The sequence below is a fragment of the Aliinostoc maniaoense genome, assembly GCF_058172895.1.
The window spans coordinates 974,978-998,477 of the sequence record NZ_CP187952.1; the positions used below are offsets into that span (position 1 = coordinate 974,978).

A 23,500-nucleotide genomic window follows, 5' to 3' on the forward strand; every position below is an offset into this window, starting at 1 on the left:
GTTTCCTGGGGCGCAGACACCCCAGGCTATCCGTCTATTTCCTTGGAACTAGGCAGCAGCCTTAGCTTTTGTAGCGGTTTTCTTCCAAGGTGCGCCAATCAAGTCCCAAGTGGGGCTATTGAGGGCGAGATCCATATCACGAGCGAAGATAGCAAATCCGTCATAACCGTGATAAGGGCCGGAGTAATCCTTTTTGTGGTTTAATGCTTTTGAACAGCTTATTGTTTGCAATAAGCAGTGTTATTCATGAACATTGTTCACCCAAAACAAATTAATTTTTAGGCTAAATATAGGCTAATACCACAGCGATGCAAAATCAGGGTCAAGACAAATATCAACAAGCCTTTGCAGACTTAGAGCCACTTTCATCTACCGACGGCAGCTTTCTCGGCTCAAGTCTGCAAGCACAGCAGCAAAGAAAGCATATGAGAGCAAAAGTGTTACAGGAACTAGATAAGGTAAATCTGCGTTTGAAGTCTGCAAAGACGAAAGTATCAATTCGGGAATCAAATGGAAGTCTGCAATTAAGAGCGACGTTACCAATTAAACCTGGAGATAAGGACACAAAGGGAACTGGGAGAAAGCAATACAATCTCAGTTTAAATATTCCCGCCAATTTAGACGGACTCAAAACGGCTGAGGAGGAAGCCTATGAATTAGGTAAATTAATCGCTCGTAAAACCTTTGAATGGAATGATAAATATTTAGGTAAGGAAGCAACTAAAAAAGATGTAAAAACCATAGGTGATTTATTAGAAAAATTTGCAGAAGAGTATTTTAAAACCCACAAACGCACCACAAAAAGCGAACATACTTTTTTCTATTATTTTTCCCGCACCCAGAGATACACTAATCCTCAAGATTTAGCCACTGCGGAAAATTTTATTAGTTCAATAGAAAAAATCGATAAAGAATGGGCTAAATATAATGCCGCTAGAGCAATATCAGCATTTTGCCAGACATTCAACATTGAGATTGATTTATCTCAATATTCCAAAATGCCCGATCGCAATTCTCGTAACCTCCCAACTGATGCAGAAATACTATCAGGAATTAGCAAATTTGAAGAGTATTTAAACACCAGAGGTAATCAAGTTAATCAAGATGTCAAAGATAGCTGGCAACTCTGGCGTTGGACGTATGGAATGTTAGCCGTATTTGGTTTACGTCCTAGAGAAATATTTATTAACCCTGATATTGATTGGTGGTTAAGTTCGGAGAATGTAGATTTAACTTGGAAGGTAGATAAAGACTGTAAAACTGGGGAAAGACAAGCATTACCTTTACATAAAGAATGGATTGATGAATTTGATTTAAGAAATCCAAAATATTTAGAGATGCTAGCAACAGCAATTAGTAAGAAAGATAAAAGTAATCATGCTGAAATAACAGCATTAACACAGCGAGTTAGTTGGTGGTTTCGTAAAATCGGGTTAGATTTTAAGCCTTATGATTTACGTCACGCCTGGGCAATTCGAGCGCATATTTTAGGGATACCAATCAAAGCTGCGGCAGATAATTTAGGGCATAGTGTGCAAGTTCACACGCAAACCTATCAGCGTTGGTTCTCGCTTGATATGCGTAAGTTAGCTATTAATCAGGCTTTGACTAAGAGGAATGAAATTGAGGTGATTAGGGAGGAGAATGCTAACTTAAAGATGGAGAATGAGAGATTAAAGCTGGAGGTTGAGAAGTTAAGGATGGAGTTGGTTTATAAACGGAGTTGAATTTGATGTATACCAATTTATTTAACGCAGAGATTCATCAACACAGAGAGTAAAAGTTTGAGAGAAAATTTTTGACATTTATACTTTAGTTCACAAATACCAAAAAATTTGCGTTGGTGATTGAGAATATGAATTTAGCTCACGCAGAGGCGCAGAGTCACAGAGACTAAGAGTTGAGAATAGTTGATTTTTGAACTTCATATTCAAATTCAGCACCGCCAAAAGATTTATATCTCGTTACTAGTTCCCTCATGATAGTTTTAGAAAAAAATTTGGGAAGTATAATATTGTAACTAATCTGTAGAATGGAGAGATTTAATGGGAGTTAATGATATCGTCCGCCAAACTCTAGGACAAGTTCCCAATCCAGCTAGTATTGTTCGCAGTATTGATATTCCCAACGCTACTATAGTTATGGGATCAGCAGCAATCGGAGCATTTATTGGTACTAAAATTGGTGGGCCACTAGGTACAGCAGTTGGAACGCTTGTCGGTAGTCAAATTGGTACTTTAGCAACTGGTAACGTGCAGTCTCTTAAAGTAACAGTAAATGGTTTCGGAGCGGTAGAAATAGCATATCGATACGCGTAATAAAAGTAGTAATAGAAGTAGAGTGTGTCAGCTTGAGCGGATGACTTCATCACGAAAATGAATCTATGCTGACGCACCCTACAATATTTTGTTTATTCTATTGAATAACTACAGACTATCCGCAGCTGGTCGCAGACGATATTGTTCCCGAACACCTTTTAATAACTTGGTCTTTGAACCATTTACTTGTAATACTTCTTCTACTTCTAAAAGCTCACCTTTGTGCTTAAGGTTAAGTACCCGACGAATTTCCTTAACTTCATCACGAGAAATATTAAATTTATCTGCCATGCGATTATGAAGTTGTAATTCTGACTCTTTAATTTTTTCATCAGCAATGGCGATTTCCCAAGCTGCACACAAGATTAGGCGATGCTTTAGCCTCTCTTGATCACTTTGGCTACAAGTTTTTTCTCTATGTTCATTATCGAAAGGAATACTTGCTTCTATAATTTGGTCAAAAGTTTTGTGTTCTTTTATAGCTTTCCAAACTAAAGATTGCTCTTGCTCTCTAATACCGGAGGTAGTTATTAATCTATCTACTGTATCTTTCTCCTCATCAGCCAATTCACCATCTATCCAAGCCATTGGTAACGCAGCAATAATAATCTCTGATAAAAATTTACTCATCTTAGCAGCTTCTTCTTTACTACTCCAGTTCTTCAAGCCACTGTAAATTCCGACAGTTGCTAGCACTCCCAGTCCAACAGGAGCAGCAAGTGTTAGTAATGAGTAGGCTGATGCACTAACAACTATACCCGTTGATACTCCAAAAAAACCTTGAACAGCTGTCCAAATACTTGCCGGTACAAATAGTGATGAAGCAACAGCTGAAGTTCCAACACCAGCTAATGTTCCTAAAGATGCACCTGTGCCGAAAGAAAGTGTATCTTTTAACCAACTATCGCTATTATTCTTCTTTAATAAATCTGTATTTAAATCTTGATACTCTTGAATGGAGCTTCTACCAATATATAAATTCAATCCATCTAATTCATGATCAAGGTGGTTCTGAAAAGATTTATCAGCAAAGTCTATGCCGTGTTTGCTACCGTCTTCATAGATTTTCTGGGTAGAATCATTAATAGTAGTTACAACTTTATGCCAGGAATTACCAAAAATTTTTTTCAAATTCTGAATATCAGCTTCTATCTCATCTAGTCCAGCAAAGTTCTCTTTTTTTAGTCTTTCCAAATAATAACCCTTATTGATAGCAAAAATCGTGTCTAAAATGGCAAGAGCAACTACTATAGCGATAGCAGCCGCAATGGGACTAGTAACAGCACCAATTAAGGGAATGCCAGTCCAAGGTATAAGGGAATAAGCCATAAAAGTCAAAATACTACCAATTGCCAAAAGTCCAGCATTAATAATTTTGCGCTCTTTGGCGGATGAATCGATATCAGAATACAAAATTTTTATCAGGCGAATATAGGAAGGAATTTTAGGTATACGAGTTAAGGTGAAATTAATAACAGTAGCCAATACAGGAACTAAAAGAGCAAAAATAGTAGAGAGGAAAGGTAAAACAGCCTGAATAACAAAGGAAAAAATTATGGGCATAATAAATTATTCCAGATAATACTTGTTTGGTATTTTGCAGACAATATTAATTTTTGTTAGTTTACTACTGCTGCTGCTTTCTCTCCATTTTTACGATTCATAATATATATCTTGCAATGGAGTAAGGTGATATTATTTACTATAAAAATTTCAGTATTGATCTGCTTCAGAGAATTTCGGTAACTCTGCAATTCTTTTTTTTACATGATAATAGTAAGCAATTGGTAAGTATCACGCTTCAGCTTGGTTAAAGTATTTCATCATGAACATCAATTAATGCTGACGCAGCCTAGATGATAATTTTTGGGAAAAGAGCGTTAGTGTAGCTTGCCGTAGTTATACATGATAAGTATAAAATTGCAGGTGGATGGGTAGGCGATCGCTTTATCTCTCCATAGATTAGGTATGATATGAGTGTTGGTTTATGGTAGTCTCCGTGCCTGCAAAAGACATTTTTCATCAAGCTGTCAAACGAGGCTTGCAAAAAGATGGGTGGGTTATCACACATGATCCGCTAGTAGTTAAGTTTGGCAAAGATAAAATGTCAGTCGATTTAGGTGCAGAGAAAATCATCGCCGCCGAGCGAGGAACAGAGAAAATTGCTGTTGAGATTAAAAGTTTTGTGGGTGATTCAGAACTGTTTGACTATCACGCTGCTTTAGGACAGTTTCTCAATTATCGATTAGCTTTGCGATTTATTGAACCTGAGCGAATTTTATTTTTAGCCGTTCCGGTTTCAACATATCGCTCACTATTTAGCCGAGAATTTGCCCAAGCTTCTGTACAAGAATATCAGGTCAATTTGATAATTTATGATCCAACTGGAGAGGTGATTTTACAATGGCAAAACTAGATCAATATCGGGAATATATTCAGGAATTACTCACAAAATATGCTAGCTATAAACCTTCAGAGGAAAATGTAGAAGAGCAATTAATATTTGATACAGTTCGAGATCATTACCAAATTCTAGACATTGGCTGGGATGGATATGACCGAATTTATAACTGTGTCATACATCTCGATATTAAAGATGAAAAAATATGGATTCAGCGCAATATGACAGATATCCAGATTGCTGAAGATTTGACTGAAATGGGAGTACCTAAAGAGGATATTGTTTTAGGTTTACAGCCATCTTATCTGCGACAATATACACAATATGGCGTAGCCTGATAGATAATAAAGTTACAGGTATATGTACAGGCGATCGCGTTTCCCTAAACTCATACCGCACAGTAGTATGGCTACAATGAAAGAGTTTAAAAATATGCACAACTATGACCACTAAAATCATCTTGGAAATAGATGCAGCTTTATTCCAAAAAGCTGAACGCTGGGCGCAACAACAGCAATTATCACTTTCTGATGTAATTGCCAACTTTCTACGTGAATTACCAGAACCGGATTTAGTAGCCCAAGGTGAACATCCTTTAGCCAAGTTTGCTGGAATATTGAGTGATGCTGAAGCTAAAGAATTACAGCAGGCGATCGCAACAATATAAATAAAGTGCGATAACATATACACAAATCCAGTTACTCCCTTTTGCGAGGCAGTCTTAATGGTACAGACCCCATCTAAACCCATCACATTAGACGAGTTTCTGAAATTGCCAGAAACAAAACCCGCCAGTGAATATATAGAAGGTAAAATTATTCAAAAACCTATGCCGCAAGGAAAACATAGCGCAATTCAAGGCGAATTTGTACCTGCTATTAATAGTGTAGTTAAACCTCAACGTATCGCTCGTGCCTTTCCTGAGTTGCGTTGCACATTTGGCGGTCGTTCAACTGTACCTGATATCTCGGTTTTTATTTGGGGTCGGATTCCCCGCGACGAGAATGGGGAAATTGCTAATACTTTTCCTATCGCTCCCGACTGGACAATTGAAATTTTATCACCTGATCAAAGTCAAACAAAAGTAACTAAAAATATCATTCACTGTTTGAAACATGGGACTCAAATGGGTTGGTTAATTGACCCCGATGAGCAAACTGTATTTGTTTACCGTCCTCAACAAGAAACTGAAGTGTTTGATGAACCAGATGCACTCATACCTGTACCATCATTTGCTAGTGAACTGCAATTGACTATTCAAGATTTGTTTAGTTGGTTGCTGTAGTGAAAGTTATCACTTGCTCAAGCTATTTTACTCGAAAACTACACCGCGATAAATTTCAGCGATCGCCAACTCCTTACCAACTGACTCTAAGAAAATAGAACCCTCCAAACCGTTAAATTCACTCAGTAACCAACCTTGGGATTGTTTAGTGTAACGCTCCACAAAAGGCTCATCTTGCTCAACTAATAAATATTCCTTAAAACTTTTAATAGAACGATACATCCGAAACTTACTTTGTCGGTCGTAATCTGCGGTAGATGGGGATAAAACTTCAACAATTAAAATCGGATTTAAAACTTCATCTAGGCGATTTTCATTTAGTTGTGGTTCACCCTCAAAAATCATCACATCTGGATATACTCCGCGTCGGTATTCAGAAATCCACAACCGCAAATCACTGTTAATTGGCTCAAATTGAGTATCACGCAGCAAAAACTTTAGATATGCAAAAATATTGCCACTGATGCGGCTGTGTTTGAGAGTTCCTCCAGGCATAGGTACTATTTCTCCATCTCGGTATTCACTGCGTCCTTCCGATTTTTCTTCTAATGCGCGATATTCATCTAAACTGTAGCGTTGTTTGATATTTGAAAGCATAGATTTCAGGCGATCGCATTGGCTCTAGGAGAACAATAATATTTTGCCACATATTTAGTTATCATGTTGTGCAGAAGTGTTCAGAATCACGTTAAGAATGGCAACGAAATAAAAATTAAGCTTGAATTATGATAATAAGCTAACCCAGAAAATACTATACATATTTGAAATGCAAATGCTTGCTTTCAAAATTAAAAATTACTATAATTACCCACTAATAAATTTAGGCGAAGACCCTCACAGGGTATGTTATCAAGCTATTACTACGGGAGACGTAAGGAACTACAGGTAACAAATTATTCACATAACTTTAAGATTGCTATTGATGTTGTATTTCGGCACAAGTTTGCTATTGGGGCATCAAATTAACTAAGTTTTGTCAACAAAATATGAGTAAACCGAGTTTAGAAATAGCGTTGCACTCCCTAGCAACGGGTTTATTAGAGGCAATCGATGCTAAGGAGCGTGGTAAAGAAAAATGGATAGTCAATGCACATCTTTTTCAGGCTCTCAATCATATCTGCGCCCACCAAATTTTGAGGGATGGTATATCAACAATAGGGGGTGTACATGATCTATATACTAAAGCTCATCACCCACTAAGTGAAATTGAGCCTGAACTCGTTGATCAAGCTGAAACAGATGAGGCCTTGTTGGATTATTTTGAAGAACCCACATGGCTGTGTGAGGAATTGTCTATTAATTCTAGAGATATTGTAGGAGAAATTCAGCAACGTGTTATTTTACAAATCAAGTCACTAGCGACTGCCTTGGGGCAACCTGAACTATATATAGAAGCACGGCAATGGATGACGCAAAACCCCATTATTACTGAGGACATTATTGAGGAAGCTTGCAACAAATCGGTAGCTTTAGGACTGGCTAGAGGACATTTAGAAAAGTTTTATGAAATTTGCCCCGTAGCTCATCGTCTCAATTTATGTGAACGATGTGGTCGCCAATATGAGCCGGAAAAATGTGGTCGTCCTATGTGTATTCCTTGGAAAGCACCACAAAACAACAAAGAAATTTATCGAGTTAATCACGGTGCAGCTATGTATATTGTCAGACCTGGACTGGCAGAACTTTGGCTATGCGATGAATTGACGAAGTTGGGATTGCAGCCTGAGTTGTGGCCCGGTGATGATGCTTATGATTTGCGCGCTGAAGTTGCAGGTAAAGTTTTAGCGATAGACGTGAAGGATGCTCGTAGTGCAAAACAACTGGCACGCAGATTAAATAATGATAGTATTCCGTCTGAACCTAGTTGGGATGAAGCGTATTTTATTTTACCGCCTTGGCGAGATTCTCAACACTACCGTCATACGTTGCAAGTCAACCTGCAACCTAACGTGCCAGTTTTATGGGCGACTGAGTTGCTAACTCGTGTTCAAGGAGAGATTGCTAAATGAAGGATTCAGGGTGGTATTCTCAACTTTACAAAGACCAATTTAAGGAGACATGGAAGCAACTCCAGCAAGATCAACCGCAAGATGTTTTGTTGAGTTTTGCAGACTTTGTACGGATTGAATTAGCTCTCTATGCTATTGAAACCAAATTTCCAGCTATATCTGCGAGGGACTTTGGATATTTGCTTCAGGGAATCCCTGTCAATTCCCTCCAGTCACAGAAAAAACTGATTAGTCGATTGCGAGGATATCTTCGGCATATTCGCAGTCAGGCAGTATGGCAAGATTTATTAGATAAATATCTCAACGCTCCGGCTTTTTATCGAGTACGTGGATACGACCTTGATCAACAGGATAGGCCTATTCATCATGGAGTGTCATGTGCGCCTGATAGATTTCATGCTTATGCAAATTTTCTTAAGAATCCTGCTCCAATTAAGACACGGGCTGAGTATAGACCTGCGATCGCAGGCAACTATATTATCACTGACAACAATCAAAAACCACGTTCAGTCCAAATCAGTGAAAAATTAGCAGAGTATGGATTGCGCTCATTACCTAACATTGATTTGGCAGTACGTCACAGAAAATCTGCAAAAGCGATCGCCATCCCTTTTGATGATTTAATTAGCATTGCAAAAGAACTAGATCAAAAAATCCCAGGCAATTGGGTACATCGCGTACAAGATGCACTGAATGGGTTGCATAAAGTCACAAAATCAGGACTCAAAAAAGCAAACGAACTGCGTTTAAATGGCAAAGAACATTTACTAGGCCCTTGTGCAGCAGGAAAATCAACTATCTTTGCAGTCGCGGCAATTTGGTTAGAGAGACATAATTATACTTGCGCAATTGTATACCGAGATGTGCGATCGCTCCTCAATCAAGCAGATTTATTTCACCGTGTGGGTTGTTCTCCAGGTGTTGTGATTGGTCGGCTGAATCGTGACGAACATTACACCCGCTTACTCATAGATGAGGTGGATTTCAACCACTATGCTTACACTCAATTTCACCAAGCCTGTCCATTGTCAGTTTATTTATCTACTCCCCTACAAATTAACGAAGAACCACCTTGCATTAAGCAATTACAAAAAGCAGACGATCCCGAAAGAGTATATGACTGTCCGTTACTTCCAGTTTGTCCACGCCATCAAGGTACAAGAGATTTAGGAAAAGCATCAATTATATTAACGACACCTCCTGGCTTGATTTATGCAGGGCCAACAGCAGTTATTCAACCAGAACAAACAGTGTGGTTAGAAACAATTCACAAAACTTGTGATGTCGTGTTTGTGGATGAAGGCGATAGCGTGCAAGCACAAATGGATGGTAGTTTTGCACCTGCTCAAGTGTTTGAAACTAACCGATCAAAAGCTGATACTTTCTGCCGTCAGCTCTTCCAATCCCTTGCCAATGGTTCTCATGAAGGACGAATTGGTACACCTAATCCAGACAGAAGTGATGTCACATTTGCATTTAGTCTTTACTCTCGGCTGTTTAAGAATGGCACAGATTTGATGAATTTATTGCTAGAGGCTGACAAACAAAAATATACATCGTTAAGTAAGTGGGTAGAACGTAGCCACTTCTTTGCGGGATGGCAAATCTTTGGACTTTTGGCAGATATCCTCAGTGGTCAAGACAATCGAGATCAGCAAGAAAGTGAAAATGGTCAAAATAGTCAACGGGATGAATTATTTAAAGCATTCATTGCCTTTCGCTCACGACCAACACAACCAGATACTTCTTTACTCAATGATGCTCAAAAAAGCATTGTTCAGGGTATGGTGGATATTTTGCAGGCAACTGAAGATTTACGCTTAATAAAACCCAGGATTCGCAATTGGTTAACTAGCCAGCAATGGCCTATTGAAATTTCCGCAATGTCAATGTCTGTAGATGATTTGATACCATTAGTGGAACTTGGGGTTCACACAAGCGTAACTTTAAACAGGCTTGATTTGCTAATTGATAACTGGGAGTTAATGAAGCCATATATGCAGGCTGATTCAACTCCGCCTGGTGTGCTGAACCCTAAACCGGAAGAGTATGATAACATTTTACCTCTGACACCCTACGGAGCTTCTGTGGCATTGCAATGGTATAAAGGAAAAGCTTTAGAACGTGATTTACGGTATCTCAAAGTAGAAAGTTGCGGACGTTGGATTTTGACCCATTGGGATGAACTTTATTTGGGAGATGATAGTTCACCACCTCATTTGGTTGTTGCCAGTGCTACAAGTTGGAGTCCACCTAGCTATGCCTATGATGTGCAGATTCCGCCAACAATGGTAATCAAACCTGCACCAGCAGTTAATGATGCGATCGCATCCTCTGAGTTCTTTTTTGCCCCTCTTCAAACCCGTAACGGTAAACTCATATCAGTTTCCGGTTCTTGGGACGCAGCTCGTTATCAACGTTTAGAGTCAATGATGGAGGCATTAACTAGACGAGATGCAATGGGTGAATGTGAACTCACTCGTGAACGCAAGTTACTTCAGAGTCGAGATGCAGAACGTGACAAAATTTTGCTCGTTACTGGAAGTTACGCTGAAACTCGTTGGGTAGCTGATTGTTTATCCAGAACATTAGGAAATGATGCTGTAGCTTGGCTTGTACCAGATGGTTCTGGTGTTGATGTTCAGCAATTTCAGGTAGAACCAGGTGGTGAAAGAGTTGCACGAGGTCAGGTTAGCATCTTCGCCAAACTCAAAGCGTGGATTTTGGTAGCTCCATTAATGGCTTTGGAACGTGGTCACAATATTGTTTTAGATGATGGTCGTGCCGCAATTGGCTGTGTTCAAATGTTAATTCGTCCCCATCCGCGCCCTGATGCCCTTGAACCGTATATTCATCTGTTAAATCGCTGGTTTATAGAAACCTATCCCAAGATTCATCATGGCGATCCTGTCAAAGAAATTCAGGAATTGCGATCGCGTGCAGGAAATCTCTGGACACACTTGATGGCTTATCCTCTATACTATCGGCAATTACCAGAGAAATTTGACAAGGAAAACTTGCCTTTAAGAAGCAGTTTTACTTGGTCATTGATTGTACCTCTGATTCAGCTCATTGGTCGAACCACGCGCGGAGGTGTCGCCACACGGGTATTCTTTCGTGATGCGGCATTTGCCGAAGCAACGGCTGCTGGTAATTCCAGCAAAGAAACCGCTTCTACAAGTATTCTAGTTGCTTGTGAACAAGAATTAGCAGCTTTGTGTACTCACATTGATAAAGGTAAAAAAGCTTTAGCAATAGCCTTATTTCAACCACTTTGGACAGCATTTAAAAATCGTCAAGTCATTCTGTAAAAGCTAACTGCATGAGTAAAAAGATGGCGAAAAAAGAAAATCAGGCACGTATCTACCGTCAACGCCAACCAAAAAGCGATCGCTACCAAATGCTTTCAACTATCTTGAGTGGTGCAACTGAGTCATCTGGCTGGGTGATGTCATTTCCCAAACCAGAACGCTTTGCAGAACTCTACAAGCAATGTGTTAATGCCAAGAGGCGCAAGAAAAATCAGGCAGAAAGACAGCACGTTACGCCTCCTATAAAAGTCTTACAAGGCGCGATGCGCTCAATGTTCGACCTGCGATTTATCGGTAACTGGCGGAAAAATCCGTGGATTCTTTGCAATGAGCAACTTCCTAAACTACAGTTGCAATCTGTATTTCGTGCTTGGGTTGATAAATGTTTTGTTCACATTAAAGATGATCCTCAAGGTGATATTGCTTGGAAAACAGCCCGTGAACTTGCAACATCAATTGACTTTGATATCCTCTGGAGTATGGGAAGCGATATCCGCCAGAGTCCAGCAGCGATCGCACAAGCATTAATTGGGCAGGAATTTACGGTTGATGAAGAACTACTCCTATCAGAAATTGAAGGCATTTCTTTGCCAACTAGTGAGCAACCTGGATATAGAGGTTATTGGGTTCTAGGAGGCCCAACTAATAACGAGAATGAGATTGAGTTAATCGGTTTACCACTTCTTTACCATCGATATACATACAAAGATAAAAAAGACAATACCACAGTAGAAGTAGATGGTTACGCTGCGGTTTCAGTCAAAATTGCTCAACATACTCACATTCGTGGAATTGAATATCAAACTTACGATTTTAGTTTAAAAAGATTTGCTACACAACCTGTAAAATACCGTGATAAAACAACTTGGGTTTTGTTGCGGACAAATTCAAATCAAACATCTGGATTTCAAACAGCACCGCTAGGATTTTATAAGAAAAATGGGCAGTGGACACCACGCTGGAAAAATTCAGTACCAGCCATCATGCAAGCAGCTCGATTCAGTTTAAGATTGCCCTCAGCAATAGATTTATGTGCTAATCCCCGGCAATTTATCAATTTACGAACAAGCAACACTCCTACTTTTTTGATTCCTTTGAAAGCAAGTGAAAGTCATGCTTGGGAAGTCGGGATTCCCATGAAGGAACAGCGTAATCTGTTTCGAGAAATTTTGCGAATTTGTCAAAATGCCGAGCTTGATATTGCTGTGCAGAATCCTTATCCAGTTATTCAGACTTACTCAGGTATTGCCCGTCCGCCAAAACTACCTGGAAGTTTGGAAAGTAATACTCCTATTCCACAAAAATTTTTAGAACATTTATTGCCTGAAAATCTTTTAATTGAAGTTTACTGTCGTCAAACAGAAATTATCGGCAATCTGTTACAGCAAATCAATGATTATATTTTCGCTGGGCGGCTTCAGTTTTCAGTTCAACCCGTGGGTGATTTAATTAATCCATTGCCTGCTAAAACTTCTGTTACTGATAAGCAGCGAAGTATGGATGAACGGTTTGCCCAACGTTTAGGAAAACATAATAATAGTCCTGGTAATTACATAGGTTGTTTAGTAGAAATTGACCCCAAAGATAAGTACGATAAAAAACAAGATCCTAAATCTTATATTCAACAAGTTGCAACCAAATATGGGCGTTTGGTGAAATGTTTTACTTGGGAGGTAAATGACAATGCAAAATCTCCAATACCTAAATTAATTAATACTTTAACTGATTTAGTGTTAGTAGATTTATTAAATATGCCCCCTGCCTATGAACACTTTGATGATCCCAAACTTGATAAAAAAGGTAATCCTCAACTACCAACAATTTATCCACCTCCACCAGAAAAATTTGTTGAGGTGTGCCTTTGGGTTGAAAGTTTCAATCGGAAGACAGGATTAGAAGGAAAATCAGGGAAAACTGCTTACGCTGTTGCTGTTTTACCAGATGGAAAACGTGTTGTTTATTTTCCTGGTGTAAATAAGAACCAATGGATGAACTGGCAAGATGCACTTACTCAAACTGGAAATCAGATGCCAAAATTTCAACCGCGACACATTGAACAAATTTTAGATGCGATCGATAATTATTTTGCTAATCAACCCGTAATACTGACAGTTAAGGCTGAATCAACCAGACTGTCTTGGCCTTGGCTGCAAAACAAACAACATATTATTGGTGACATCCAAGTTCCGATTGAGTCCAAAGATGGTAGCAAGAAACAAAAACAGTGGCAACCTAAAAAATGCAAGCTACAAATAGTACGAATCCGTGAACCATACGAAATTGGTATTGGTTATGCGTTAAGTCCCAAGTGTCCTACTGATATGAACCTTGACCCTAGAGAAAAGGACATGATTACAGATGCGATTTTTCAAATTCCTACACCATCGGACACACCACCAACTTTTATTTCCAGCGCACAGAAACCGCAAACTGGTAAAGGAATAGCTAAGGGTGCATCTAAATTAGGAGGTATGCGAATTGCAATTTCTCATGAAACCATAATTGATGAGGAAACCCACAAACAGAGCAAAATAAAGAAAGTTACATTGGTAGATCCAGAACCTAGAAAACGTTTCGCTTACCCACTACCAAGAGAACTCTGCATTCTTTGGCATAGTGCAGATATCTCACCTGCGCTCATTGCTCAACACACCCACGATAGCCGTTATCGTATGCCTCACTTTCCAGATGCTACAGAACTACCCGTGAGTGGTGCTTTAGCAAAACGGTTGGGCGATCGCATTAAGATGGTTGCAGAAGCAGAAACAGAAGATGATCCTGACGATGAAGAAGAACTGAGTGAATAGTTTTATTTTGGCGATCGCTTTACAGTTTGGGATGAAGTCATGCGATCGCTTACACTAGGTCTGTATATCCGTAATCCAAAAACTAGTTTGGCCTTTCCATACTGAGCCACAGCAACACCTTCCATCCCGTTTTTTAATGACTAATTCCTTTCAGCTTCAGCTGTTCAACTCAAATTCTGATGATTGTCCCAAAATTGTTAGAGAAAGAACAGGTAGTTTTATTGACAACATGAAATTACCTGTTCATCGCTGGTTTCGCTATTCTGCGGGTTTTTCTGCTGCGTGGGTTGAAGAATTAATCAAAGATTTAGCTCCTCAAACTATTCTTGATCCATTTGTCGGCTCTGGTACTGTTTGTATTGTTGCTGACAAGTTAGGTGTTAGTTCCTACGGTGTTGAAGCACATCCTTTCGTTTATCGGCTTGCGAAAGGAAAGCTTTCATGGAATCTAGATATTGATAATTTTTTAGAAGTAATCAATGATATCAAGAATTTGGCTACAAATCTTAAACTAAAATTACCAGAAAATATTCCTGCTCTACTAAATAAGTGTTATACAGATGAGACGCTAATAAACCTTTTGAAAATTAGGCAAGCATATCTAGAAATAACTCCAACTTTATCTGAGGAATTACAGATCCTTGTTTTTCTCACAATTAATGCTATTTTACGCCCATCAAGTCATGTAGGCACAGCACAATGGCAATATATTCTACCTAATAAAAGAAAAGTCAAAACTTGTGAACCATTTGTTTCTCTAGAGAAACAAGCTTATCTGATGCAAGAAGATATGCTTTTTATGCAGTCTATTACTAGAGTTAGTAGAGCTAATCTTATTCAAGGAGATGCTAGAAATCTACAATCTATACCAGATAAATTAATTGATTTAGTTATCACGTCTCCACCCTATGCAAATAACTATGATTACGCAGATGCTACACGTCTAGAAATGACCTTTTGGGGCGAAGTTAATTCCTGGGGAGACTTGCATGAAACAGTGCGTAAATTCTTAATACGCTCTAGTTCACAACACGTTTCTAAAGAGCGTCTGAGTCTAGATGATTTGATAACTAAATATATTCTTGAACCCATCAAAGATGAATTAATTCCTGTTTGTAAAGAATTAGAAGCAGTAAGAGGTACTAAGGGCGGTAATAAGGCGTATCATACTATGATTGCTGCTTATTTTGCTGACATGGGATCTGTGTTCCAATCTCTGCAACGAGTTACGACATCTGATTGTAAAATTTGTATGGTAGTAGGAGATTCAGCCCCTTATGGTGTATATGTGCCTGTAGAAAAGTGGCTTGGTAAATTGGCTCTTGCAGCAGGATTTGAGTTTTGGAATTTTGAGCAAATTAGAGAACGAAATGTTAAGTGGAAAAACAGAAAACATGATGTTCCACTACATGAAGGCAGACTTTGGATAGAAAGCAATATTATGGCACAATCACCATCACATAAATTTGGTTTAAGGAAGATAGAAAGTTAGGTGTGTTTCTTAAGCCATGCGATCGCCTATTTAATCAAGCAAATAGCTGTTTACTAGCTACATTAGTGGAGCTTACTTGCTTATCAAGATAATTTAACTAGGAACAGTTAAGCTAACCTAAAGGATATATCATCCCGTAATCAAAGCACTGCAAAACTATGGCTTACAGTGACTTTACTCTAGAAAAAGCTGCTGCTGTTTTGGGAATCACTACCCAAGCAGCTGATCTGTTTCCCCAACTTGTACCGCTTTCTATACCTGCTTGGTTGAATGAAACTCTCAAAAAGCAAACCCAATTATTTTTAATTAGTGAAAAAGCTCGCAGTGAGTTCATTATTGCACCAATTTTACTAGCTTGTCGTGATATTAGCCAAGATAGGTTAGCTATTTTTTCTGGGCAAAGACTTGATGTTGATCCCACACAAGGTTTAATTGGAGAATGTGATTTTATTCTTGCATTAGCTCCAGCATTACCGCCACTTAGATCGCCAATTATCACTATTGTAGAAGCCAAGAAAAATGATGTTGAAGCCGGGTTAGGACAATGTATCGCTCAAATGGTAGCCGCAGATTTATTTAATCGTTCATCTAACCAAGCAGAAAAGCCTGTGTATGGATGCGTAACAACAGGAGAAGTATGGCAATTTCTTAAACTTTCTCAAAAAATAGCTTTCGTTGATCAGCAAAGATATTACTTGGATAATGTAGGGGCTATTTTGGCCATTGTGCAGACAATTTTTCAGCAATTCAGTAACGAATAATGTTTGTTGAGTGCGATCGCCAAGCTTATCATAGCGATCGCCAAGCTTACCGTAGTGATCGCCGATGGCGTGTCTTTTGTGCTATCACTCTTTAAATAATCAAGCAACATAGACAACAACAGACATTTCAGAGAAATTACATAATCCCCAATAGTTCAATCACTTCAGATAAATGATTCCTAACTTTGTACAAGTTTAGTAATTTCTCTTGGTCATATCTTTTGGGATATTCCATGCGTCTACCCTCAAAAGTCACCCTCAACAATGCTGACTGTTCCGGTGTGAGTGTTCCCATTTGATCTAGAATCTCAGTCATTATCTGTAATTGGTCAAAGGTAGGACGGATTAACCCTCTTCTTTCCTCTAACTGTTGCAGGGCTAAAGCTGGAAACGCCATCAGGGTAGTGAGGTAACTTGTCTTTTGTCCACCTGTTCCCGTAGGTCGTAATCCGTACCGTTTAACCAACAGGCTTAATTCTGGAATCGTTAACAATTCCAACTCTTGACGTGAAAACACCATAAAATAGTATTGCCCTTTTTTAAAAGTGGTATCGGTGGTTTACAGTTTTCCAGACACATAGACCACCGATTTAAAACTTTAATCGATTGCATACAATCAATTCAAGCGATATTTATATTTATATATAAATGCCTAACCCCAAAGGAACACCTGAAAATTTAGAACCAGGAATACGGAAAGGTGAAGAACCCATGACGGCTAATCTCAGTTTTCGCGTCACCGAATCAATGAAGCAAGCGGTACAAGCACAAGATGACCCCGCACAGTTTTGTAGAGATGCGATACAGAAAGCTTTAGAAGAAACTAGCCAACAATAGCAAGTAGGGTGCGTCAGCATTAACTAATTTTCACGATGAAATAGTTTAGTCAAGTTGACGCACCCTACAGAACCGAATGAGGGCTTAACAATCTAGGCGATCGCCTACTCTGTGTCTTTTATGCGTTAGCGTAGCTTACCGTAGCGATCGCCTAGCTAATCAAGTTAATTTCACTATGTTTGTTGAGAGCGATCTTCGTGGTGTAATCTAGGCATCGCTAAAATTTAGACAGGCGTATTCATCAGCTTTGAGAAGAATCAAGTTATTATTAATTAAGCTGTAGAGTAATTATTCTTGAGGTAGAGAACTTATGACCCTATCTGAGATACTTCCTGCCGTTAGGCGACTTTCAGCAACAGAAAAACTCAAACTCATTCGGATTCTAGTAGAGGATTTGGACGTAGCTGAGGATATTTTGCCATTAGAACCTTTCAAAACTTACGATTTACCAACTCCATATAATAGCTTTGGAGCAGGTGCAATTTTGATGGATGCACTCAAGCAATCCGATATAGATCATTAATGATGTATGCGATTTAAGTATTCAACTCTTAGCCCAACACAAAACGAGTTTGATAGTTTACCAAGACTACCACTTGTTTTACGGCGAGGCGATAAAAGTATTGAAACAATTGGCTTAGTGGATAGTGGAGCTACCGTTAATGTTTTACCCTACGAGTTAGGTCTTCAGTTAGGATCAACTTGGAATGATCGCTCCCGCTATTATTCAGTTAGCAGGAAACCTCAGTAATCAGCCAGCTATACCTTTATCTGCAACTGCTGAAATTGCAGATTTTCCAGCAGTTGAGTTAGTGTTTGCATGGGTGCATAGTCTAAATGTACCTCTAATTCTTGGTCAAACTAATTTTTTTCTTGAGTTCGACGTTTGTTTTTACCGCTCCCAATTTGAGTTTGAAGTCAAACCCAAGTCCCCAACAGCGACCTAAAAATCTTTGGTTTCAGACTGATTGGCGATCGCCTATTGAATCAAGGTAATTGCATGATATTTATTGGGTGCGTTAGCGTAGCTTACCGTAGCGATCGCTAACTTTAGCTATGAGTACGTTAGCGGAGCTTACCGTCGGTATCGCCAGCCCATCAAGCTAATTCAATCATATTTGTGGAGTGCGTTAGCGGAGCTTACAGCAGGTATCACTCTATTCCATATACCAGTTTTATTAAGGTGAAATTATCCAGATTTCGGCAAAGTACCCAGATTGTTAATTGACGATTGGACGGTTTAAATAGATATTATATTTGCTTATAGGGGACTCTATAACTACAATGTATGTATGAGTGAGATAGAATTTGAGTGGAATCTCTCCAAAGCTCAAAGCAACGAAAGTAAGCATGGCGTATCGTTTGAAGAGGCGCAAACTGTCTTTTATGACGAAAATGCCCGTTTAATTTACGATCCAGAACATTCAATTGAGGAAGATCGGTTTCTGATGCTGGGTATGAGTAATGAGTTTCGATTATTAATAGTATCTCACTTGTACAAAGAGAGCGATCGCTTAATTCGGATCATCTCTGCTCGTCTAGCTACAAGGCGCGAACGTCAGCAATATGAGGATTTTTTGCCATGAGAGAAGAGTATGATTTTTCAGAGTCTGTTCGTAATCCCTATCTGAAAAATCTGAAAAAGCAGATTACAATTCGTTTAGAAGAAGATGTGATTGAGTATTTCAAGACTCTGGCAGAAGAAACAGGTATTCCCTATCAAACTTTGATTAATCTCTACTTACAAGATTGTGCCAAGTCTAAGCGTAGACCTTCTCTAGACTGGGTATAAAAACTTAGTGCATTAGCGGAGCTTACCGTAGGTATCGCTAGCACATCAAGCTAATTCAATCATATTTGTGGGGTATAGTCGCTTACAGTGGGTGCTTGATGCGTTGACGTAGCCCACCAAAGGCATTGCTCTATCTCGTCAATTAGTTTTATTAACACGCAATCATCGGGATTTCAGCAAAGTAGCGGGATTTTTAATAGAGGATTGGACGGTTTAAATAGGTTTTAAGTGCTAAGTGCAATCACTAATTAATCCATTAGAGTGCATTGTGCTTTGTGACAACGCATACTACCAGTGACTATGTATTTTACCTGACTATAATGTCTATTTCGAGAAAGAAATTAAACCTAATCTTTATTTGTTTCTTACTAATGTCTTATGTTTTTATAGTTACACTTAAAAATATAGTTTTTCACTAGGTTTTTAGACATGGCAGAACCTTTATCGACCATTGCCGCCGGAGTTGGAGTAACCTTTGTAACAGCAGCAGCAACAGCCGCAGGCGAAAAATTTGGCGAATATGTAACTGAAAAGGGAATTGAAGCTTGGGAAGAAGGTTGGGAAAGACACGATGAGGCTGTTGGTAATTTGTTGGGGTCGGACGATCAAGACCTAGAAGGAGCAGAAGCCTAAAATACTACTTCATTGCATAATTAATTAACAAGGAGAGTACGGAAATTTCTGTACTCTCCTTTTGCCAATATCTGCTTCCACACCTATCACGCGATCGCCCAATCGCCCCAATTAATCTAAAATAATATCAATTAAAATAGTCTTTCATTTTACAATTTTCATCTAACCAAAACCTAAGCAAAACCCAACAACCAGACCCGATAAGAGTTATATTGTCTCAAGCAGCAAAAATATATTGTTCTCAGATAACCCTACAACCCGCATTTAGGCTAAAAATAGACTTATTTTTCTCCCCTCACCAAAAAACATTACCCCACCTGACATTTGTACCCCATCGCTAGGTTCGGAGTAATCCCAAGAGTGCATTTGACGGAAGGGAAGACCCATCTTTTGGAAGGCGTACTTCTCTTTAATACCAGAAGCGATTAAATCAGGCTTCTTAGCTTTTACGAACTCTTCAAATTCGTAGGCGGTAACGTCATCGTAAATGATGGTGGCGTTATCGATGTAGTGGGTAGTACGTTTGTAGTCGTCGTTGTGGGCGAACTCGTAACCTGTACCAACAACTTTGATACCCAAGTCTTCAAACGCGGGAACAACGTGACGAGGACGTAGACCACCTACGTACAACATTACGGTGTTACCTTCGAGGCGAGGACGGTATTTTTCAAGTACAGCATTCATTACTGGTGTGTACTTAGCAATTACCTTCTCAGCGTTTTCTTGAATCTTGGAATCAAATTTAGCTGCGATTTCACGTAAAGAAGCAGCAATCTTGGTGGGGCCGAAGAAGTTGAACTCCATCCAAGGCATACCGTAAGCTTCTTCCAAGCTACGGCAGATGTAGTTCATAGAACGGTAGCAGTGGATGAGAACTAACTTAGCAGCAGGCCCTTGGATTAACTCGTTAAGAGTACCGTCACCAGACCACTGAGCTACTACACGTAAGCCCATTTCTTCCAACAGCATACGGCTAGCCCAAGCATCACCACCGATGTTGTAGTCACCGATTAATGCTACGTCGTATGGGCTTGGCTCGAAGTCAATTTTGTTTTCTTTCTTAGCCTTGTCGAAGTGTGGGAAGATCCAGTCACGGATAGCGTCGTTAGCGATGTGGTGTCCTAAAGATTGGGATACACCACGGAAACCTTCGCAACGTAAGGGGATAACTGGCTTACCGATTTGCTTAGAAGTTTTCTTAGCAACAGCTTCGATGTCATCCCCAATTAGACCGATGGGACATTCAGATTGAATGGAAACACCACGGTTGAGGGGGAACAGAACGTCGAGTTCTTCGATGAGTTTAGTGAGTTTTTTGTCACCACCGAATACGATGTCGCGTTCTTGGAAGTCGGAGGTGAAGTGCATAGTACCAAAGGAGTTGATACCAGTTACACCTACGTAGTAGTTACGACGACCAGACCAAGACCAGTAACCACAACCTACAGGCCCGTGGCTGATGTGGATCATGTCCTTAATAGGACCCCAAACCACACCTTTAGAACCTGCATAAGCACAACCACGAGCGGTCATTACACCAGGAATGGATTTGATGTTAGACTTAACGCCGCAATCTGACTTGTTTTCTTCGTGGACGTTGAGGTGTTTTTCGCGTTTTTTGCGAGATTTTTCGGGATAAGCTTTCAGAACTTCTTGAATAAGTTCCTTGTTTTCATCTACAAGATTCTTGTTTTCTGGAGGTGTCATTAGTCTGCCTCAGTGACTCTTTAAGAATGGAGAAATAGAACGGATGGGACAAGGGAGAGGGAGAAGTGGGAAGGGAGAGTGGGAAGGGGAATTACTTCCGCATCTTCCTTTCTCCGTGTCTCCTAATTACGGCATGACCTATTTAGCTGTAGCGGGCTTACCGATGATTTCAGCGTGCTTGGTGTCGTCGTCTAATAGACCGTATTCGATCAACAGAGCTTCTAATTCATCCATTTCCATTGGTGTAGGAATGGTGAGTTTGTCGTTGTTGATGATCTTCTTAGCTAATGCGCGGTACTCTTGACCTTGGTTGCTGTCTGGTGCGTATTCGTTAACGGTCATACGACGCAATTCAGCGTGTTGAACGATGTTGTCACGGGGTACAAAGTGAATCATTTGGGTGTTCAAACGTTCAGCCAAGTTCATGATTAACTCGTCTTCACGGTCAACTTTACGGCTGTTACAGATCAAACCACCTAAGCGTACACCGCCGGAGTGAGCATATTTCAAAATACCGCGAGCGATGTTGTTTGCAGCGTACATCGCCATCATTTCACCAGAGGTAACGATGTAGATTTCTTGTGCTTTACCTTCACGGGTAAGAGCAGTGATATGCTCTTAATAGCCGAAAATGTTCATTTTTAACAATGTTTGCTGTCATCAATGTCAATGATGGACAGTTTTTTTATTAGGGTAAATCTAGGGTATGAACAGAACACAGGAAGCATTTGCCGATTTTCAACAAACAGCCATCACTGATGGAGGATATTTAGGCAGAATGCAAGCAGTCACAAATCAAGAAAATCACCTAGCGGAAAAATTGGAAATCGAGTTAAAGGCGGTAAATGCTAGACTGAAAGCTGCTAGGGTGAATGTTTCCGTCAGAAAATCTGGTAAAGCACTACAACTGAGAACTACCCTACCCATTAAACCAGGAGATGTTGATAAAAACGGTATAGGAACAAAGCAATACGACATTTCTTTGGGTATCCCGTTTAATTTTGATGGGTTAAATACTGCGGAAGAAGAAGCCCATGAGTTAGGAAGATTAATAGCAAGAAAACAATTTCAATGGAATGATAAATACTTAGGCAAAACTCGCAAGAAAAGCACAGAAAAAACAATTGGTGATTTGATTGCAGACTTCGAGAACAATTATTTCCAAACTCGCAAACGTACTTTGAGAAGTGAAAATACATTTAATAGTTATCGCTATATTGCTCAAACACATTTGCCCAAGGATAAACTAGCAAACAATGCCAATTTTATTGAAGCTGTAAACTGTTGTAATTCATCAGATAGCGTCAAAAATGAGTTAATTAAAGTTATTAGGGTGTTGTGTAAGTGTTCTGGTTTAGAAGTTCCAGAATTAAGTAATCTGAAAATAAAACCTAGTTCTACCCGCAAGCGTGATATACCAACTGATACAGAAATAGAACAGGAATATCTCAAGTTTGAGACTTACGCTATTAATCGTCCCAGTAAGTTGCTGACAAGGGAAGATAGAAATAATTGGAAGTTGTGGCGTTGGGTATATGGAATGTTAGCTACCTATGGATTAAGACCTAGAGAAATTTTTCTTAATCCTGATTTAGATTGGTGGTTATCACCAGATAATACGATGAATACTTGGCGTGTGAATGAAGAATGTAAAACAGGGGAAAGGGAAGCTTTACCTTTATATCCCCATTGGGTGGAAACTTTTCACTTAAAAACTGACACGGAAGCAATCGAGTTATTGAAAGCAAAAATCCAAAACAAAGTTTCTAGTCAACAGATTAATTCGGCGCGACATGGTACAGACAGATGGTTTAGATTTGTTGGTATTACTTTTCAACCCTATGATTTACGTCACGCTTGGGCAATTCGAGCGCATTTAATGGGAATACCAATTAAAGCTGCTGCTGATAATTTGGGTCATTCGGTGAATATGCACACATCTATCTATCAAAAATGGTTTAGTTTGGAAAATCGCAAGGTTGCTATTGAAGAGGCAATTAAGAAAAAGTCTAAGGTGCAAGAATTACAAGATATGGTGATTGAACTTCAGCAAGAAAATGAGATGTTGAAACTAGAAAATGAAAAATTGAAGTTACAAATAGAAAAGAAAGATTTCATTCGTCTGATGAATTAGATACAATGGCTGA

General features: G+C 39.4%; 23 protein-coding genes and 2 pseudogenes. 18 read left to right on the forward strand and 7 right to left on the reverse strand.

The annotated features are described in order from the left end of the window. Positions 1-48: 48 nt before the first annotated feature. A pseudogene (locus ACPZ3T_RS04370) lies at positions 49-198 on the reverse strand (nitrogenase molybdenum-iron protein subunit alpha); the annotation flags it as partial. Positions 199-308: 110 nt separating this feature from the next. Here ACPZ3T_RS04370 and ACPZ3T_RS04375 point away from each other — a divergent pair. After that, a complete protein-coding gene (locus ACPZ3T_RS04375; RefSeq protein WP_490273762.1) occupies positions 309-1,727 on the forward strand; it encodes a site-specific integrase in 1,419 nt (472 codons plus the stop codon). A gap of 318 nt (positions 1,728-2,045) precedes the next feature. After that, complete coding sequence (locus ACPZ3T_RS04380; RefSeq protein WP_490273764.1) at positions 2,046-2,318, forward strand: hypothetical protein; 273 nt, start codon at positions 2,046-2,048, stop codon at positions 2,316-2,318. Between the two features lie 108 nt (positions 2,319-2,426). Here ACPZ3T_RS04380 and ACPZ3T_RS04385 read toward each other — a convergent pair whose 3' ends face one another. Next, positions 2,427-3,881 (reverse strand): tellurite resistance TerB family protein, encoded by a 1,455-nt coding sequence (locus ACPZ3T_RS04385; protein ID WP_490273766.1) that lies wholly within the window; start codon positions 3,879-3,881, stop codon positions 2,427-2,429. A 436-nt stretch (positions 3,882-4,317) separates the two neighbouring features. Here ACPZ3T_RS04385 and ACPZ3T_RS04390 point away from each other — a divergent pair, with 436 nt between their 5' ends. The 4 genes from ACPZ3T_RS04390 (at position 4,318) to ACPZ3T_RS04405 (ending at position 6,004) form a co-directional block, all read left to right on the forward strand. Further along, on the forward strand, positions 4,318-4,734 hold the full coding sequence (locus ACPZ3T_RS04390) for a XisH family protein (protein WP_490277117.1): 417 nt from the start codon (positions 4,318-4,320) through the stop codon (positions 4,732-4,734). Continuing rightward, a complete protein-coding gene (locus ACPZ3T_RS04395) occupies positions 4,722-5,057 on the forward strand; it encodes a XisI protein (RefSeq protein ID WP_490273768.1) in 336 nt (111 codons plus the stop codon). The genes ACPZ3T_RS04390 and ACPZ3T_RS04395 overlap by 13 nt, the downstream gene beginning before the upstream one ends. A 104-nt stretch (positions 5,058-5,161) precedes the next feature. After that, entirely contained in the window at positions 5,162-5,386 is a 225-nt protein-coding gene (locus tag ACPZ3T_RS04400) for a DUF6364 family protein (RefSeq protein ID WP_490273770.1), read from the forward strand. Positions 5,387-5,443: 57 nt separating this feature from the next. Then, positions 5,444-6,004 (forward strand): Uma2 family endonuclease, encoded by a 561-nt coding sequence (locus ACPZ3T_RS04405; protein ID WP_490273772.1) that lies wholly within the window; start codon positions 5,444-5,446, stop codon positions 6,002-6,004. Positions 6,005-6,031: 27 nt separating this feature from the next. Here the strand turns inward: ACPZ3T_RS04405 and ACPZ3T_RS04410 are convergent, their stop codons facing one another. After that, on the reverse strand, positions 6,032-6,601 hold the full coding sequence (locus tag ACPZ3T_RS04410) for a Uma2 family endonuclease (RefSeq protein WP_490273774.1): 570 nt from the start codon (positions 6,599-6,601) through the stop codon (positions 6,032-6,034). A 389-nt stretch (positions 6,602-6,990) separates the two neighbouring features. On the opposite strand from ACPZ3T_RS04410, the gene ACPZ3T_RS04415 reads away from it, so the two are divergent. From ACPZ3T_RS04415 to ACPZ3T_RS04425, 3 genes are read left to right on the forward strand one after another with little or no spacing between them, the layout of a single operon-like run. Further along, a complete protein-coding gene (locus ACPZ3T_RS04415) occupies positions 6,991-8,013 on the forward strand; it encodes a restriction endonuclease-related protein (protein WP_490273776.1) in 1,023 nt (340 codons plus the stop codon). Beyond that, entirely contained in the window at positions 8,010-11,324 is a 3,315-nt protein-coding gene (locus ACPZ3T_RS04420; RefSeq protein WP_490273778.1) for a pPIWI_RE_Z domain-containing protein, read from the forward strand. Before ACPZ3T_RS04415 ends, ACPZ3T_RS04420 begins: the two co-directional genes overlap by 4 nt. Positions 11,325-11,347: 23 nt before the next feature. After that, on the forward strand, positions 11,348-14,131 hold the full coding sequence (locus ACPZ3T_RS04425; protein ID WP_490273780.1) for an RNaseH domain-containing protein: 2,784 nt from the start codon (positions 11,348-11,350) through the stop codon (positions 14,129-14,131). A 2-nt stretch (positions 14,132-14,133) separates the two neighbouring features. On the opposite strand, the gene ACPZ3T_RS04430 is transcribed toward ACPZ3T_RS04425, so the two are convergent. Next, complete coding sequence (locus ACPZ3T_RS04430; protein WP_490273782.1) at positions 14,134-14,256, reverse strand: hypothetical protein; 123 nt, start codon at positions 14,254-14,256, stop codon at positions 14,134-14,136. 11 nt (positions 14,257-14,267) lie between these two features. On the opposite strand from ACPZ3T_RS04430, the gene ACPZ3T_RS04435 reads away from it, so the two are divergent. Both ACPZ3T_RS04435 and ACPZ3T_RS04440 read left to right on the forward strand, forming a co-directional pair. Further along, positions 14,268-15,623, forward strand: a complete 1,356-nt coding sequence (locus ACPZ3T_RS04435) for a DNA methyltransferase (protein WP_490273784.1) — start codon at positions 14,268-14,270, stop codon at positions 15,621-15,623. Between the two features lie 158 nt (positions 15,624-15,781). Next, positions 15,782-16,384, forward strand: coding sequence for a hypothetical protein (locus ACPZ3T_RS04440; RefSeq protein ID WP_490273786.1), 603 nt, complete (start codon positions 15,782-15,784; stop codon positions 16,382-16,384). 136 nt (positions 16,385-16,520) lie between these two features. On the opposite strand, the gene ACPZ3T_RS04445 is transcribed toward ACPZ3T_RS04440, so the two are convergent. Beyond that, on the reverse strand, positions 16,521-16,904 hold the full coding sequence (locus tag ACPZ3T_RS04445) for a hypothetical protein (protein ID WP_236140264.1): 384 nt from the start codon (positions 16,902-16,904) through the stop codon (positions 16,521-16,523). A 128-nt stretch (positions 16,905-17,032) separates the two neighbouring features. Between ACPZ3T_RS04445 and ACPZ3T_RS04450 the strand changes: the two genes are divergently transcribed. The 6 genes from ACPZ3T_RS04450 to ACPZ3T_RS04475 all read left to right on the forward strand — a co-directional run bounded on the left by ACPZ3T_RS04450 (position 17,033) and on the right by ACPZ3T_RS04475 (position 19,646). Then, positions 17,033-17,221: a hypothetical protein gene (locus ACPZ3T_RS04450; RefSeq protein WP_490273788.1), complete on the forward strand. Its 189-nt coding sequence runs from the start codon at positions 17,033-17,035 to the stop codon at positions 17,219-17,221. Positions 17,222-17,531: 310 nt separating this feature from the next. Then, complete coding sequence (locus ACPZ3T_RS04455; RefSeq protein ID WP_490273790.1) at positions 17,532-17,744, forward strand: hypothetical protein; 213 nt, start codon at positions 17,532-17,534, stop codon at positions 17,742-17,744. A 184-nt stretch (positions 17,745-17,928) separates the two neighbouring features. Further along, positions 17,929-18,168 (forward strand): hypothetical protein, encoded by a 240-nt coding sequence (locus tag ACPZ3T_RS04460; protein WP_490273792.1) that lies wholly within the window; start codon positions 17,929-17,931, stop codon positions 18,166-18,168. Between the two features lie 345 nt (positions 18,169-18,513). Beyond that, complete coding sequence (locus ACPZ3T_RS04465) at positions 18,514-18,807, forward strand: BrnT family toxin (RefSeq protein WP_490273794.1); 294 nt, start codon at positions 18,514-18,516, stop codon at positions 18,805-18,807. Next, on the forward strand, positions 18,804-19,013 hold the full coding sequence (locus tag ACPZ3T_RS04470) for a BrnA antitoxin family protein (RefSeq protein ID WP_490273796.1): 210 nt from the start codon (positions 18,804-18,806) through the stop codon (positions 19,011-19,013). The genes ACPZ3T_RS04465 and ACPZ3T_RS04470 overlap by 4 nt, the downstream gene beginning before the upstream one ends. Positions 19,014-19,442: 429 nt before the next feature. Continuing rightward, positions 19,443-19,646 (forward strand): hypothetical protein, encoded by a 204-nt coding sequence (locus tag ACPZ3T_RS04475; RefSeq protein WP_490273798.1) that lies wholly within the window; start codon positions 19,443-19,445, stop codon positions 19,644-19,646. 264 nt (positions 19,647-19,910) lie between these two features. On the opposite strand, the gene nifD is transcribed toward ACPZ3T_RS04475, so the two are convergent. Together nifD and nifH are read right to left on the reverse strand one after the other, a co-directional pair. Beyond that, the gene (gene nifD / locus ACPZ3T_RS04480; protein WP_490273800.1) at positions 19,911-21,353 is read right to left on the reverse strand and encodes a nitrogenase molybdenum-iron protein alpha chain; all 1,443 of its coding nucleotides are present in this window, start codon (positions 21,351-21,353) and stop codon (positions 19,911-19,913) included. A 138-nt stretch (positions 21,354-21,491) separates the two neighbouring features. Further along, a pseudogene (gene nifH, locus ACPZ3T_RS04485) lies at positions 21,492-21,950 on the reverse strand (nitrogenase reductase); the annotation flags it as partial. A 109-nt stretch (positions 21,951-22,059) separates the two neighbouring features. Here nifH and ACPZ3T_RS04490 point away from each other — a divergent pair. Further along, positions 22,060-23,487 carry an integrase gene (locus tag ACPZ3T_RS04490; protein WP_490273802.1) on the forward strand — a complete coding sequence of 476 codons (1,428 nt, stop codon included), beginning with the start codon at positions 22,060-22,062 and terminating at the stop codon, positions 23,485-23,487. Positions 23,488-23,500 lie beyond the last annotated feature (13 nt).